12 protein-coding genes are annotated in these 14,792 nt (G+C 64.0%); 10 read left to right on the forward strand and 2 right to left on the reverse strand.

What is annotated here, in order from left to right; all coding sequences use genetic code 11:
* The first annotated feature begins 265 nt into the window (after positions 1–265).
* The 10 genes from ACRQEG_RS07060 to ACRQEG_RS07105 all read left to right on the forward strand — a co-directional run bounded on the left by ACRQEG_RS07060 (position 266) and on the right by ACRQEG_RS07105 (position 13,594).
* A complete protein-coding gene (locus tag ACRQEG_RS07060; protein WP_159454972.1) occupies positions 266–1,066 on the forward strand; it encodes a TetR/AcrR family transcriptional regulator in 801 nt (266 codons plus the stop codon).
* Positions 1,063–3,654, forward strand: a complete 2,592-nt coding sequence (locus ACRQEG_RS07065; protein WP_101595654.1) for a YhgE/Pip domain-containing protein — start codon at positions 1,063–1,065, stop codon at positions 3,652–3,654. Before ACRQEG_RS07060 ends, ACRQEG_RS07065 begins: the two co-directional genes overlap by 4 nt.
* A 187-nt stretch (positions 3,655–3,841) precedes the next feature.
* Complete coding sequence (locus ACRQEG_RS07070) at positions 3,842–5,716, forward strand: ABC transporter ATP-binding protein (protein WP_087070017.1); 1,875 nt, start codon at positions 3,842–3,844, stop codon at positions 5,714–5,716.
* On the forward strand, positions 5,709–7,583 hold the full coding sequence (locus ACRQEG_RS07075) for an ABC transporter ATP-binding protein (RefSeq protein WP_234984420.1): 1,875 nt from the start codon (positions 5,709–5,711) through the stop codon (positions 7,581–7,583). Before ACRQEG_RS07070 ends, ACRQEG_RS07075 begins: the two co-directional genes overlap by 8 nt.
* Positions 7,584–7,808: 225 nt before the next feature.
* Positions 7,809–9,077 carry an ATP-binding protein gene (locus ACRQEG_RS07080; RefSeq protein WP_087070018.1) on the forward strand — a complete coding sequence of 423 codons (1,269 nt, stop codon included), beginning with the start codon at positions 7,809–7,811 and terminating at the stop codon, positions 9,075–9,077.
* Positions 9,078–9,239: 162 nt separating this feature from the next.
* Positions 9,240–10,394: an ABC transporter substrate-binding protein gene (locus ACRQEG_RS07085; protein WP_143231811.1), complete on the forward strand. Its 1,155-nt coding sequence runs from the start codon at positions 9,240–9,242 to the stop codon at positions 10,392–10,394.
* Between the two features lie 52 nt (positions 10,395–10,446).
* Positions 10,447–11,535, forward strand: a complete 1,089-nt coding sequence (locus ACRQEG_RS07090) for a FecCD family ABC transporter permease (protein WP_234984421.1) — start codon at positions 10,447–10,449, stop codon at positions 11,533–11,535.
* Complete coding sequence (locus ACRQEG_RS07095; RefSeq protein ID WP_087070020.1) at positions 11,528–12,328, forward strand: ABC transporter ATP-binding protein; 801 nt, start codon at positions 11,528–11,530, stop codon at positions 12,326–12,328. The genes ACRQEG_RS07090 and ACRQEG_RS07095 overlap by 8 nt, the downstream gene beginning before the upstream one ends.
* Positions 12,321–12,932 carry a hypothetical protein gene (locus tag ACRQEG_RS07100; RefSeq protein WP_087070021.1) on the forward strand — a complete coding sequence of 204 codons (612 nt, stop codon included), beginning with the start codon at positions 12,321–12,323 and terminating at the stop codon, positions 12,930–12,932. Before ACRQEG_RS07095 ends, ACRQEG_RS07100 begins: the two co-directional genes overlap by 8 nt.
* A 2-nt stretch (positions 12,933–12,934) precedes the next feature.
* Positions 12,935–13,594 carry a hypothetical protein gene (locus ACRQEG_RS07105; protein WP_087070022.1) on the forward strand — a complete coding sequence of 220 codons (660 nt, stop codon included), beginning with the start codon at positions 12,935–12,937 and terminating at the stop codon, positions 13,592–13,594.
* Positions 13,595–13,766: 172 nt separating this feature from the next.
* Here ACRQEG_RS07105 and ACRQEG_RS07110 read toward each other — a convergent pair whose 3' ends face one another.
* Positions 13,767–14,063 carry a type II toxin-antitoxin system RelB/DinJ family antitoxin gene (locus tag ACRQEG_RS07110; RefSeq protein WP_159454974.1) on the reverse strand — a complete coding sequence of 99 codons (297 nt, stop codon included), beginning with the start codon at positions 14,061–14,063 and terminating at the stop codon, positions 13,767–13,769.
* A 302-nt stretch (positions 14,064–14,365) separates the two neighbouring features.
* A complete protein-coding gene (locus ACRQEG_RS07115) occupies positions 14,366–14,710 on the reverse strand; it encodes an SdpI family protein (protein WP_320758413.1) in 345 nt (114 codons plus the stop codon).
* Positions 14,711–14,792 lie beyond the last annotated feature (82 nt).

Here is a 14,792-nt window from a genome sequence, read left to right on the forward strand (position 1 = left end):
GTGTATCGCCTCTTGACCAGGCATATGCGTGCCGAGGAAACCGTACTTGCCTCTTGACAACATATAGAAGCGTCACTTGACGAGGGTGATGGTCCGAAATGCGCACTTGAGGAGGAGGGAGACCAGGCCGACTCACAAAATGTACATGGGTGACTGTTTTTCCGAGATGCACTTCGCATGTACGACATCTGCACTACAGCTCGGAAAACACCTACCACCCCGCCTCCCCTTGCGCCGCCTATTTTACATGTGTAAATTAGGCGGCATGAGAGAGGTACACACAGACGCTCCCAACGGCGGCACGAGCGGAATGCCGAACGCAGATCAGCACAGCATCCTCGGCCCCGCCGCAAACCAGCACAGCCCCCTCGGCCCTGCCGCAGACGATCCGCGGGCCCGGCGCTCCTACGATGCGCTGGTGCACGCTGCTGGCGCGCTCATTGATAGCGGCGCGGCGATTGATGATCTCACCGTCTCTTGGATCACGCGGGAAGCCGGGGTCACCCGCCCCACTTTCTACCAGCATTTTTCTGGGATTAGCCAACTGGTGCGCGCCGTCGTTCTTACACGGCTCCACGCAATTTTTGACGCCACCCCGGTGCCAACCTCAGAAGAACCGTCGCTCGACGTACAGCTGCAGGTGCTGCTCCCCATGCTCACCACTCTGTTGGAGCACCGCCACCTCATTGCCGCGGCTCTCACCAGTTCCGCGGCTCTCGGGAGCGCAGCCCCGATTATCGCGGCGATTCGTGATCGCCTGCTCAGTGCCCCGGCCATTCGCGCCCGTGGCCGTGTCATGTTCGGTACGCCGACACCCGAAAAACAAACTTCGGGCGACGGCGCGCCTGCGCCTGCGACCGCTAAATCAAGCATGCCCGCCGGGGCGAACGGCGCCTATCCCCCGCCCTCGAAAGCGGAGATGGACTTCGCTTCCATGGTGGCGGCCGGCCTGCTCTGGCGCGTGCTCCACTGGATGACCGAGGAACCCGCCGACCCCGATGATCTTCCCCGCCTCGCTACCGAAGTGGGCAGTTTTACCCGCGCCGCCTATGGAGAACACTCATGAGCGAATCACGAAACACCGCCCCGCAGCCGGATACGACGCCGCGCACCACCGCGGAAACCGGGCAGGCCGCGCCAGCCGCGCATACCGCGCCGCGCACCGCGGAAACCGGGCCGGCCGCGCCGTCCGCGCAGCCGGCTCCCGCCCGCAGCTGGCGGGAGCGCATCCGCCCCGCGATTATTATGTTTGGGCTCGCCATTATCCCGATGATCTACGCGCTGATTCTCACCGGCGCCTACGATGACCCCCTCGGCAACCTCAATGAGATCCCGGCCGCGATTGTGAACGAGGATCGCGGCACGCAGCTGGACGGCTCCGAGGTGAACCTGGGCGCAAGCATCACCACCAAGCTCTTGGAAACCGAGGAACGCCAGAACTTCCAGTGGCGGGAATACTCCGCCGCGGAGGCCCAGCAGAAACTGGCTAACGGCGATATTTACGCGGTGCTCAGCATCCCGGCGTCGTTTTCCAGCGATGCCACTTCCGTGGCGCGCGGCCCCGGGGCCGCCACCCGCGCCCGGCTCTCCTTCGTCACCGACGATGCCCTCAACTATATTGTCGGCAATGTGGGACGCGTCATCGCCTCCACCGCCACCGCGGCGGTTTCGGAGAAGGTGTCGGCCGAGTACCTTGATGGCATCTACCTTTCCTTCGGGACGCTGAGCGAGCAGCTGAGCGCCGCGGCGGGCGGGGCCGGAGAGCTGGGCGCTGGGCTGCGTGACGCGGCCGGCGGCGCAACTCGGCTCGCGGAGGGTGCCGGCCAACTGGCCGAGGGCACCGGGAGCCTCGCCACCGGAACGGAAACTTTAGCTTCCGGTGCGGGGCGTATGAACGACGGCGCAGCTCAGCTCGCGGCCGGTGCAGGCGATGCCGCGGGCGGGGCCAGCACCCTCAGCGAGGGGGTTTCCCAGGTAGCCGGTGGGGCCAATGCCGCGAGCCTTGCGGCCGGCCAGCTCCGAGATGGTGCGGAGCGCAGCGCCGCGGGCCTGGATACCTTGGCGGCCGCCAGCCAGGATGTGGCGGCGGGCAGCCAGAAAGTAGCGGAGGGGAATGCCGCGCTGGCGGAGGGAGCCAACCGCGCCCTTGCCGGTGCGCAGCAGCTGGGCACCGGCGCGGAGAAACTCAGCGGCGGGCTCGGCAGCCTCAATGACGGATTGAGCACCCTCATCGCGATGTACGATGTGCTGCCCCCGGAGGTGGTTAAGGCGAAGCTCGCTGAGGCACAGGCTGGCACCGCGCAACTTCTTGAGGGATCTACCCAGCTCCAGGGCGGGATAGCTGCCCTCGTCGGTGAGGAAACTGGAACGGCGAGCGGGTCCGGTGCGAATAGCGATAACGGAACAGGGAGCGGACCTGGCGCGGGCGCCGCCACCGGCGCGAGCGGCGAGCCTGGCGCGGGTGCCGAAAACGGCGGGTTGAGCGCGCTCGCCAGCGGGGCGCAGGCCGCGAGCGCCGGGGCGGCACAGCTCAAGGACGGTGCCGCCCAGGTGGCCGCGGGTGCGCAGCGTGCCGCCGCGGGAGGCCAGCAAGCCCTGGCCGCCACCACGGAATTCGGCAGTCAGCTCGATATCCTCGCCTCTGGTAGCAGCCGCGCCGCAACCGGTGCCACCCAGCTCGCAGAAGGCACCGCGCTCCTCGCTACTGGAAGCGGCGAACTGGCCGCCCGCGCCCCCGAACTCGCCGCCGGGGCACGCGCCGCCCACACCGGTGCCACCCAGGTAAGCAGCGGCGCCACCGCCCTCGCGACCAACCAGGAGACCCTGCGCGACGGCCTGCACACCCTGCGCGCGGGCGCCGCAACCCTGGAAGTGAAGCTCTCCGAAGGTGCGGAGAAAATCCCGGTCTACACCCCGGGCGAATCGGAAACGATGCAGCGAGTGGGGGCCACCCCGGTGGAATTGAGCACCACCCGCGCCCATCCCGTCGGTGATTTCGGTGCGGCAGTGGCCTGCTACTTCATCGCGCTGGCGATGTGGGTGGGCGCTATCGGCCTCTATCTCATGAAGCCACCTCTCTCGCGCCGCCTGGCGGCGGCGCGCGTATCCGGGCTGCGGCTCGGGCTCGGTTCGGTTGCTAGCGGGGCGCTCATGGGAATCGTGCAGGCGGGCCTGCTGGTCGGGATACTCCACCTCTTCGGGAATGTGGATCTCATCAACCCGGGCGCCACCCTGGCCATCTGCGTCACCTCCTCGATTGTGTATATCGCGATCAATCAGGCACTCATTGCGCTTTTCGGCGCCCCGGGTCGTTTCATCGCGCTCCTCATGATCGTGATCCAGCTGGGCGCGGCCGGCGGCATCTACCCGGTGGAAACAGCGCCGGGCTTCTTCCAGGCTGTCCACCCGCTGCTGCCCGTCACCCACACGGTTAACGCCCTGCGCGCCGCGATTGCCGGTGGCCCGATTGACAGCGCGACCTACGCCGGCGCGCTCGGGATATGGTTCGCCGCTTCGGTGCTGGCCACCGTCCTTGCTGCCATCATCAAAATACGCCGCGATGGCCACGCCGGCGCGTCCCGGCCCCGCGAGGCGAAAGCCGGTAGCGGCGTCGTCGTACCAAAAAATGAGGAGGCGCCCGCCGCGGCGCGGTAAAGCGCAGGAGCACCGCGGCGCGGTAAAACGCTACGGCACAGTAAAGCGCGGGAGCGCACGCCGGGCCCGCACCCCCCCGTACCGTAATTTCTGAGTCCTATTTACCACGAAGTAAGGGAAGCCTAATATGGAGGTGCTCCGCAGATCGCCCGCGGGGCACCTCTCCTACTGTTCGCGGAGGAATGGGATGACGGCTCAACTCACCCACGCAGATGCCGGCACCGCCCCGAACGGCGGCGTCGCCACGCGTGTCGATACGTATAAAGAAAAACGCGCGCAAGGACAGCGCGCCCTCAAAGAACTCATGGCGCCGATTGCCCCGCGCCTGGCGCTCGGCCGCTTCGTGGCGGTGTGCTCCTCGCTCGTGGCCGTGGCGCCGTTTATTGCGCTGGTGCGCATCGGCGATATTCTGCTGCCGGCCTGGCGCGCGGGAACACCGATAGATACCGCGGCGCTCAGCTGGAATGTGAAACTACTTGCCGGGGCTTTTTGCACCCAGCTGCTCCTCTACTTCCTGGCGCTCACCATCACGCATTTCGCGGATCTCACATTGCGCGGCCTGCTCCAAGAGCGCATTATCGCGCAGATTTCGCGCGCGCCGCTCTCGTGGTTCTCCCGGGCGCGCTCCGGGCAGATCCGCAAAGCCATCCAGGCCGATACCACCACGCTGCACACCCTGGTGGCACACGCCCCGGTGGAAACCACGGCCGCGGTAGCCACCCCGCTCGCCCTCGTTATTTTCGCTTTTACCGTGAATTGGCGCCTGGGGCTCCTCACCATCATCCCGCTGCCCTTCTATTTCGCGGCGCAAATGTTCATGATGCGCGATATGGGCGAAAAAACCGCGGAGATGGACGACCGGCTCGGCTACCTCGCCGCGCGCGGGGTGGAATTCGTGGAAGGCATCCAGGTGGTCAAAAGCTTCGGGAAAGTCGGTCACGCGCATCGCGCTTTCGCGCGCGCCGCCGATGATTTCGGGAATTTCTACTGGGACTGGTGCGGGCCGCTGCTCAAAGGCTCCGCGCTGGCGATGTCCTTCATTTCCGCGCCGGTGGTACTGCTCGTCAATATGGGGCTCGGCTCGCTGATCCTGGCCGCCGGCGGCGCCACCCTCCCCGAGGTCATCGCCTGCTCCCTCATCGGCCTCATCGTGCCGCTCACCTTCGACACCCTCTCCACCAGCATGTGGTCCTACCAGCTGGCCGGGAATTCCGCGCTGCGGATTATCGAGGTGACGAGCGTGGAACAGTTGCCGCAGCTGGAAGCCCCCGCGGAAAATCCCGCAGCCCCCGCGGCCGCGGGCACCGGGGAAGCCGCGGGCGGCGTCGTACCCGCGCATGTGGTTTTCGAGAACGTGAGCTACTCCTATCCGCGCGCCGGGCGCACCATCCAGGCGCTCGACGGCGTGTCTCTCACGCTGCGCCGCGGCACCGTGACCGCGCTGCTCGGGCCCTCCGGTTCGGGCAAATCCACGCTGGCGACCATGCTCGCGCGCTTCCGCGATCCGGATAGCGGGCGGGTGCTCCTCGACGGGCGCGACCTGCGCACCCTCCCCGAAAAAGACCTCTACGCGCGGGTCGCTTTCGTGCTCCAAGACGCGCAAATGCTGCGCATGTCCGTGCGCGATAATATTCGCCTCGCGCGCCCCCATGCCGACGACGCCGCCATCGAGCAGGCGGCCCGCGCCGCCAATATTTGGGAAGATATCTGCGCCCTCCCCAAGGGGCTGGACACGGTGCTCGGGGAAGATACCACGATGTCCGGGGGTCAAAACCAGCGCCTGGCCATCGCGCGGGCGCTGTTGGCCGACGCCGATCTGCTTATTTTGGACGAGGCGACCGTGGCCACCGATCCCCAATGCGAAGCGGAAATCCAAAGCGCCCTCAACCGTTTGGTGGCCGGGCGCACCGTGCTCGTAATCGCGCACCACGCCGAATCGGTGCTCGGGGTGGATCAGGTCTGCATTTTGGAACAGGGGCGGATTTCCGCCCTGGGCACCCCGGACGAGGTAGCCACGCATCCCTTCTGGGTGCGGCTCATGGAAGGACGCGAACATGCCTAAGAACTCTGAGGCCACGAATACCTACGGCGGGCGCGCGGGCGGCGGGCACACGAACACCGCGAGCGCACCCACCACGTACGGCGGGCACACGCATACCGGGCGTTTCTCCGATCCGCTCCTCGTGCACGCCTACGGCTCGGTCCTCACCGAGAAAGGCCACGGCTACTACCGCCGCTCGATTATCCTGGTCATCCTTTCCGGGATGATCGAGGGCCTGGCGCTGCTCACCGTGGTGCCCCTGGCGCTGACCTGGTCCACCGGCACCCCGACCCTTGGGCTCGGCGTGGGCGGCTGGATGAGCGTGCTTGCCGGACTCGCGGTGACCGGCCTGCTCACCGCCTACGTTCAGGCGGTCATGGCCTACACCGCCGCCATGGACGTGATCCGCCACAGCCTCAGCCTGCTGGGCGACCAGCTTTCCCGCCTGCCGCTGGGATGGTTCCGCTCCGGCTGGGCCGGCACCCTCTCGCGCCTGGTCACCGACGGCCTCATGGCCATCGGCCAGGGCATCGCCCATTTCACTACCCCGATTATCCGCAACGCCACCGCAGCTCTGGTGCTGCTGGTGGGGATGTGGATCTGGCAGTGGCAGCTGGGGCTTGCCCTTACGGTTGCGTTCCCGCTGCTGTGCGCGCTGGCCGGCGCGGCCCGGGTTTTACGACGCCGCTCCGAGCTAGCCACCAGTGCTACCGAAAGCGATCTGGCTGACCGGATCGTGGAATACGCCCGGTGCCAGCCGATCCTGCGGGCCACCGGCCAGGCCGCCACGTTCGCGCCGCTCCACACCGCAGTGAACGCGAACCTCGCCGCCCAGCGCCGTTCGCTGTGGCTGGGCATCGGCGCGAATCTACTTTCCGGGGTGGGCGCGCAGCTGCTGGTGGTCAGCCTCATCGCGCTAGCGGTGCACCTGTGCACCGGCGGGCTGCTCAACCCGGCCGCTACCCTCGCCTTCCTCGGGGTGGCGCTGCGTTTCATGCGGAACCTGGAGGATTTCACCGCTTTCGTGATGGCGACCGAGGTGGCTCGCACCCCGCTCGACTCCATGCGCGAGGTGCTCGATGCACCTGTCCCGAGCGAGCCCGCCAGCGACGTCGCCCTTCCTACGCCCGGCGAAGTTGCCCTCCGCGACGTTCGTTTCGGGTATCGCGCGGATACCCCGGTGCTGAACGGCGTGAGTTTCACGGCCCGCCCGGGCACCCTCACCGCGATTGTGGGGCCATCGGGGGCCGGCAAATCGACCCTGTTCCGGCTCATGTGCCGGTTCTGGGACGTGGACGGCGGCAGCGTGAGCATCGGTGGCGTGGATGTGCGTGATCAAACGACGGCGCAGCTCATGGCGCAGTTGTCCATGGTGTTCCAGGATGTTTATCTGTACGACGACACCCTCGAAGCGAATATTCGGGTGGGGCGCGAGGGCGCCACGGATGCCGAAGTGCGGGCGGCCGCGGATATGGCCGGGGTGAGCGATATTGCCGCGCGGTTGCCGGGCGGTTGGGAGAGCCCGGTGGGCGAACGCGGCGGGATGCTATCGGGCGGGGAACGCCAGCGGGTATCCATCGCGCGGGCCCTGCTCAAGCACGCTCCTATCGTGCTTTTCGATGAGGCCACCTCGGCCCTCGACCCGGAAAATACCGCCGCTATCCGCGCCTGCATTCAGCAGCTGCGCCAGGAGGCAACGGTGCTGGTGATCGCCCACAAGCTGGAAACGGTGCAGGGTGCGGACCAGATCGTGGTACTCGACGCAGGCGGGACCGTGCGCGAAGTGGGTACGCACGCCGAGCTGCTGGCAAACGGCGGGCTGTACCGGAAGTTCTGGGAGGATCGACGGCGCGCGGCCGGCTGGCAGCTGGGAGCCGCGGCGGATTAGTACCGGCCTGGCGGAATGCCGCCGCCTCGGCGAAATAGCGCCGCTTCGGCGGCGGAGTGCCGCTCTTCGCGCGCATATCGCGGGGCCGCCGGTGCGTTTCAAAACGCCCGGCGGGCCCAATCCTATATTTTGCAACCTACCAGGGCTACATTTTGCAACGTAGCGAGCCTACAAAATGCAACGTAAGAACTCTACATTTTGCAACCCACCTTCTAGACTAGGGTTATGGACACGGAAGCAGTTGCAGGAATCCCCTATCTTCCCCGGGCTCTGGACCGCCTGGTCACGCGGGCTCTCGCCTCGTCAGGCGCGCTAGCCATTGAAGGTCCGCGCGGCTGCGGAAAGACGATGACTGCACTGCGTCACTGCGAATCCGCCATTTTCTTGGACACTCCGCAGGCGCAGCAACTCGCGCAGATAGCTCCGGATGCTCTTCTGGAAGGCGAACGCCCGCGACTCCTCGACGAGTGGCAGCTCAATCCAGACCTGTGGAATATGGTGCGCCGGGCGGTGGATTTCTCCCCGGGCTTCGGGGATTTCATTCTCACCGGCTCTTCTGTTCCGGCAGATGACATCACACGCCATACCGGGGCCGGGCGTTTCACCCGCATCCGCCAGCGCACGATGACCTGGCAGGAAAAGGGGCGCAGCTCGGGCGCGGTATCCCTCGACAAGCTCCTCGCCGGGGAGCCCGTTTCCACGAACCTCAGCACGCCCCCTCTCGATTCCGTGATTGAGGCCCTGCTACACCCAGGCTTCCCCGGAATGCTTGAGCTGGAAGGCGAGGCGGCGTCCTTCGCGCTCACCAGCTACCTCCAGGAGATTGCGCGTGCGGATATTCCTAGGATTATTACCTTGCGTCAAGACCCGCAGCTCATCTTGCATCTGCTTCGGGCCCTGGCTCGCTCGGTGGCAACCGAGGTCTCCATCGCCACTCTCAAAAAGGATCTGGACGCGGTTTTCCCCGCATCAAGTCGGCAAACGGTATCCACTCTTCTGGATACCCTCCAGCGGCTTTTCGTTGTTGAGGCGGTTCCAGCCTGGTCGGTTCGACTTCGTTCCAAAGCCCAGTTGCGGCTGTCACCCAAGTATCACCTGGCCGATCCGGCGCTCGCCTGCGCGGCACTTGCCGCGGATAGCTCGGCACTGCAGCGAGATCTAGAAACTCTCGGATTTATTTTCGAGTCCGCGGTTGTGCACGATCTCAGCGTTTTTGCCGAGACGCTGGGCGGGCACGTGCGGCATTATCGCGATTCCTACGGCCATGAAATCGATGCGGTGCTGGAATTCCCCGGAGGTGTGTGGGCGGGCATCAAAGTCAAACTCGGAGGCGGGCAGATCACCCAGGGCGCGCACGGTCTCAAAAAAGCAGTTGATCAGATCGCGCCGGAACGCGGCGAACCCGCTTTCCTTGCCGTCATTACCGGCACGGGAATAACCGGGCCCGCAGCCGAGGGCGTTATCACTTTCCCGCTCAGCGCACTGGGCCAGTAACGCTACGCATACTCATACCCACCCCCGGATTTTCAAGCATTTACAAGGATTTTCACGCCACATAACGGTTGACACCCCGCGCTCCAGTCCATAAAGTTAGGGCCACCTAACCGCTAGGTCGGGAGCCGGTTTCACGCCCCGGCCGCTAACGAAGGAGCATTGGTGAAACGCCGTGTCATGACCGTTGCCCTGAGCGCGCTCTGCGCCGGGTTACTGGCGAGCTGTTCTGCATCTTCCACCTCTACCGAATCACCTACCAGCTCGAGTAGCGCCAGCGCAGCTGCGTCGTCGGCCTCCCCTGCAACGGGCGATGCCGCAAGCGGCCCCATCACCGTGACCGATCAGCGCGGCCACCAGGTGGAAGTCACGCGCCCGGTGCAAAAAATTGCCTCCGCGGTGATCCCCGCGCCCACCATTATTGCCGCGGTGGACGGCTCCTGGGACCGCATTGTTGGTATTAATGAGTCGCTGCTAGTCGCCAATAAGCAGGGCATTATTTCGAAGATTTTCCCGGCGTCGGTGACCACCCCGGTGATCGCGGATCGCCAATTCACCCCGAATATGGAAACCATTCTGGCGCAGGATCCGGACGTATTTATTCAGTGGGGTGACCGCAGCGAGGATCTTATTACTCCGATTGAGTCGGCCGGCATTCCGGTGCTCGGGCTCAAGTACGGCACCCAGGAAAATCTGGAAACCTGGATCAAGCTTTTCGGGGAAATCCTCGGCAAGGAAGACCGCGCCGCGCAGCTTATCGACTATATGCACAGCGAACAGGAATCGATATCCAAGCAGGTTGCAGCCCTGGGCAAGCCCAAGCCGCGGGGGCTGCAGCTGAGCTACTCGGCGGAGAAAATGTCCGCGAATACGGAAAAGAGCTACGGGCAGCACGTATTTGACGTGGCCGGGATTCAGAATATGGCCACCTCGGATGTGGTGCAGGATGGCATTGTTTCCCCGGAGCAGATCCTGGCCTGGGATCCGGAAATTATTTTCCTTTCCGCTTTCGACAAGGCCGTTCCCGATGACCTTTACAATGATCCGCGCCTGGCCGAAGTAAGTGCGATTAAGAATAAGCGCGTCTACCGCGCCCCGCTGGGCGTGTACCGCTGGCAGGTTCCGTGCGCGGAATCGCCGCTGTACTGGAATTACGTGGCGGCCCTCGCCTACCCGGGCGAGTTTAAGGTCGATATGCCCGCGCTCATGCGCGAGAAGACGAAGTGGGTCTACAACTACGATCTCACCAACGAAGATATCGATCTGGTTCTGCGCACCGATATTAATGCCGGCAGCGCTAATTATGACGTTGTCCGCTAAATCCGCAGATGCAGCGGCCGCATCCGGTGCGCCCGGTGCAGTGCCGGGAACGATGAGTACGACGACGGCGGGGGCTACCGCCCCCGCACCCGCGGCCAGTGCGCCAACAACAGCCGTCAGTACCATCGCCCGGCGCCGCACCGCGGCTTTCGCGGTGCTGCTCATCACCACCATCGCGCTGCTCGGCGCGATGGTGGTGGCGATGGGCATGGGCCAGCTCTCCATTAGTGCTCCGGACGTGGTGCGCATCCTCTTCTCGAGTCCGGATGATGTAGATCGCTCCGCGCTGGTGGCCATTAACCAAATTCGGGCCCCGCGGGTCATTCTTGCCGTGGTGCTCGGTGGGTGCCTGGCGGTTTCCGGCGCGGTGCTCCAGTCCCTGTTCCGTAACCCGCTGGTCTCCCCCGATATTGTGGGGGTTTCTTCCGCGGCTGCCTTCGGCGGGGTGTTGGCGATCCTCGTGGGTACCTCGAGTTTTATTCTCATGGGATCCACTTTCATTTTCGGGCTCTCCGCGGTGGTCTGCGTCATGCTTATCGGGCGGATTCGCTCCCACTCGGCCACCCTCACGATTGTGCTGGCCGGCGTGGTCGTGTCCGCGTTCTTTAATGCGATGGTTTCCCTCATGACCTATGTGGCTGACCCGTACAGTAAACTTCCCTCGATTACTTTCTGGCTTATGGGCTCGCTAGCTGCGGCGTCGTGGGCAAAAGTCACCACTATTATTATTCCCGTTATTATTGGGCTGATCGTGGTGGTGGCGCTGCGCTGGCGTATTAATGTGCTCTCGCTGGGCGATGAGGATGCCCGGGCTCTCGGCATTAATCCGAATGCGATGCGCTGGGTGTGTATTTTCGCCGTCGCCCTTCTTACCGCGGCTTCGGTGGCCGCAGCTGGCATTATTGGCTGGGTGGGCCTGGTGATTCCACACCTGGTGCGCCTGCTGGTGGGGCACGATAATCGCGTGGTTATCCCGGAGTCTTTCCTCATGGGCGGGATGTATCTCCTTATTATTGACACGATTGCGCGCAATGCGACCTCGGTGGAAATTCCGGTGGGGATTTTGACCGCCACTATCGGCGCCCCGGTATTTATTGGGCTGCTTATTCGGCGTGCGCGGAAGGGACGGGCTCTTGCTTAAAGCAGATAATCTTGGGCATCACTATCGCGGCGGCCCGTGGCTGTTCCGCGGGGTGGAGCTGGAGGCCCGCCCCGGCGAAGTGCTGACCGTGCTCGGGCCGAATGCGCGCGGGAAAACTACCCTGCTGACCTGCTTGGCCGGGGTGCGCACCCCGGTGGAAGGCAGCGTCCATTCCGACGGGCCCATCGGCTACGTGCCGCAATCCCACGCGGCAAACCACCAGTTCACCGTGCATGACATGGTCCTCATGGGCCGGGCCCGCACCATGCGAGTTTTCGCCAGCCCTTCGGCCGTCGATAGCGAGGCCGCCTGGGAGGCGCTCGAACGGGTTGGCATCGCGCATTTAGGCGGGGCCACCTATGCTGAGCTTTCCGGCGGGCAACGCCAGCTCACGCTCATTGCCCGCGCCCTGGTCGCCACCCCGAGCACCCTCATTTTGGACGAACCGACATCCGCCCTGGACCTGCGCAATCAGCGCCGCGTCCTCACGATTATTCGCACGCTCGCAGCCGAGGGCCTGGCCATAATTATGACCACGCACGACCCGGCGCACGCCTTCCTCACCTCGCGCACCACCCTCGTCATGGATGCCGACGACCTCTCCATCGGGGAAACCGCGCGCCAACTCACCGAAGCGCGGCTGAGCACCCTTTATCGCACTCCGATTCGGGTCCGTGATGTTCCGGTTGATCGTGGCTCGCAGTGCGTCGTCGTACCGGATTTTAGTGCGAACGACGACGCCGCCTCTTCCGCTTCCACACCACCCTCGCAAAGAAAGGACCACGATGGGTAATATCCTCACGATTATGAATACGGTGCGCGATGCGAGCACGCCACCTGATCTTATTGATACCTACGAGCTGCCCGGCACCCAGCTGGCCGATTACCGCGGAATTGTGGTGTCGATGGGCGCCGATCAGCTTTTCCTGGAAACTCAGCGCGAGCGCCTGAGCGCGTGGGTGCGCGCGGGCGGGAAACTGCTGGCCAATGGCCTGCCGATGCGGCGCTGGGTGGATGGGCTGCCGAGCCACCGAAAAATGGAATTTCACGGGCTGGATGATGTGTGGCTGAGCGCGGTGGAGCCGCATCCGATCTGGGAGGGTGTGGAGCGGCGCGATATGCTGCTGCGCACCGGCGTGCCCGGCCAGCATTCCTTCGAGGAATTACGCGAGATCGGGGTGGCCGGCTTTTACGCGCGGTCTTTCCTGGCTGAGCTGCCCGAAGGCGCGCGGGTGATCACCGGAATCGGCCCGGGTAAGCTGCCGGTGGACGTCAGCTACCGGCTGGGCGAAGGCGAAGTGATCGTCCACAACGGTAATGATCTCAGCGGTTTCGCTTTCCCGGGGACCTCCGCCGCCGGGCTGCGCCGCGCCATCACCGAGTACCTGGAGAAGTAGCGATGAAGAAAATAGCATTTGTGCATACCGGTTCGTTTTTCCACCTCGCGACCGTGAAAGATCCGGCCGTGCGGGCGCGCCCGGTCACCCCCGTGTACTGGCCGGATTATTCGGGAGATTTTTCGGAGTTCGACGCCGTCTATCTGGCGGCGCGTAATCACCCGGGTGTGGTGGCCGCGAAATACGGCCAGGTGTTGGATTTCCTGGGGCAGGCCGGTAAAAAAGTATTTATCGATGGCATTAACCAGGTGGATAGTTGGCTGCCGGGCACGTCTGAGACTCCACGCGGCACGAATTTCTGGTCCTGGCGTACCGGTGAGGATCTGGGGCGGCGCTCGGTGAACACTGATCACCCGCTCTGGGAGTATCTTTCCGACGAGGCCGTCCACTGGCATTATCACGGGGTGCTCGCGCCTCCGGCGGGGGCGACGCCGCTGGTGGTGCTCACGCAGGTGGAGCAGACCGGGCCGGGCGTGGATCCCTGGGGCGGGCATTATTTGGCGCTTCCCGATCACCCGAATATGCTGCTCTACCACGATAATGTGACTTTCCCGGCCGAGCTGGTGGTTTCCACGATGGACGCGACCTACCATCACGGGGCCGGTTTCATGCCCGGCGCCACCCAGTTGCTCTACCGCATGCTGGAGTGGCTCGGGGATTAGCGCTGGCGCGTGGCGTGGGCCGGTGGCGCGGGCTTCGGCGTGGCCGGGGCGACCGGGGCGGCCGGTGCCCGCCGGCGTGCAGCGTTGGCTGTACGCGAGCGCGGCTCTTAGCAGAGAACGCAATCGGGTGGGCGTGCGAGATGTCGCGCGCCCACCCACTGCACCTAAAGCGCTACTGCGCAGCGCCGTTAATCCGACGAGATTCGAAGTACTCCCAAGGGAATTCGTCATCATCTAAGATGTCGTTGGGATCGTAATACTCTGATTCATTAGTAATCATGATTTTCTCCGTTGTGGCTTGAAACTTCAGCGCTCTCACGGGGAAGGGGAAGCCCCCAACCATCACTGCCTTATGAAGAAAAATGCGGATTGCTTCGGTCATGGACAACCCAAAACCTCGGAAAACAGATTCGGCCTCGAATTTCAATTCGGGATCAATCCGTATGGTGATCGTCGGTGTATATGCCACGGGAACCACCCTTTCTTTCTATACGCGTACTTGAGATGTGGTGAGTTTGTACAGCGCCCCGCGGGCACTGTTGCCATGAATCTTACGTGGCAACTACGACAACTTTCCAGGGCTGCGCGGGAGGCACTATGTGTTTTCCGAGATGTACTGCGCCTGTACGACAAACGCAGTACACCAGAGAAAACACATGCCCCCTCGGGAGAGGCTTGCAACTTCGGCTATTTTTCAATCATTGGTTCTGGGCTACTTTTCGACCGTCGCTCACATTATTTTCGACCGTCGCTCACAGTCGTGCCGCTCGACTATTTCGAAGCGGGTACAGGCGCGCCCGCTTCGTCCGCGCTCGCGGCGAGAATCTCCTTCGCAACCTTCTGAGCGCGGTGTGCACCGGCAAATACGCAGGCGAGCAGCACCACCATGCTGAGGATGATGATCGTGGCGATCACCCCGTCGGAGAGCGGGAGCAATACCGCGAAACCGCTGAAGACTAGGCATGCTGTGGCGGCGGCCGTCCACGGCCAAGCTGCGGCGTGCGCTTCCTGCCACGTTTCCTGGTTCGTCATGATGATGTCAGTGCGGTACCCGACGAGTTCGTTAAGCTTGAGGGTCTTTTTGCGCGAGGCGTAGGCAAACCAACCGCTAACCACCGCAGATCCCCATAAGATAACCACTATAACTACCGCGATCTGCCAGGTCATTGACTCCTCCCATCTGCCAGCTTCGTTGCTG

It is taken from the genome of Actinotignum stranguriae, from assembly GCF_051265215.1.
Lineage (GTDB): Bacteria > Actinomycetota > Actinomycetes > Actinomycetales > Actinomycetaceae > Actinotignum > Actinotignum schaalii_C.

Bases quoted from the DNA above. Each gene is read 5' to 3' on its own strand.
- ACRQEG_RS07090 (WP_234984421.1), top strand. From the start codon at position 10,447: ATGAGTACGACGACGGCGGGGGCTACCGCCCCCGCACCCGCGGCCAGT.
- ACRQEG_RS07065 (WP_101595654.1), top strand. From the start codon at position 1,063: ATGAGCGAATCACGAAACACCGCCCCGCAGCCGGATACGACGCCGCGC.
- ACRQEG_RS07100 (WP_087070021.1), top strand. From the start codon at position 12,321: ATGGGTAATATCCTCACGATTATGAATACGGTGCGCGATGCGAGCACG.
- ACRQEG_RS07060 (WP_159454972.1), top strand. From the start codon at position 266: ATGAGAGAGGTACACACAGACGCTCCCAACGGCGGCACGAGCGGAATG.
- ACRQEG_RS07105 (WP_087070022.1), top strand. From the start codon at position 12,935: ATGAAGAAAATAGCATTTGTGCATACCGGTTCGTTTTTCCACCTCGCG.
- ACRQEG_RS07075 (WP_234984420.1), top strand. From the start codon at position 5,709: ATGCCTAAGAACTCTGAGGCCACGAATACCTACGGCGGGCGCGCGGGC.
- ACRQEG_RS07070 (WP_087070017.1), top strand. From the start codon at position 3,842: ATGACGGCTCAACTCACCCACGCAGATGCCGGCACCGCCCCGAACGGC.
- ACRQEG_RS07080 (WP_087070018.1), top strand. From the start codon at position 7,809: ATGGACACGGAAGCAGTTGCAGGAATCCCCTATCTTCCCCGGGCTCTG.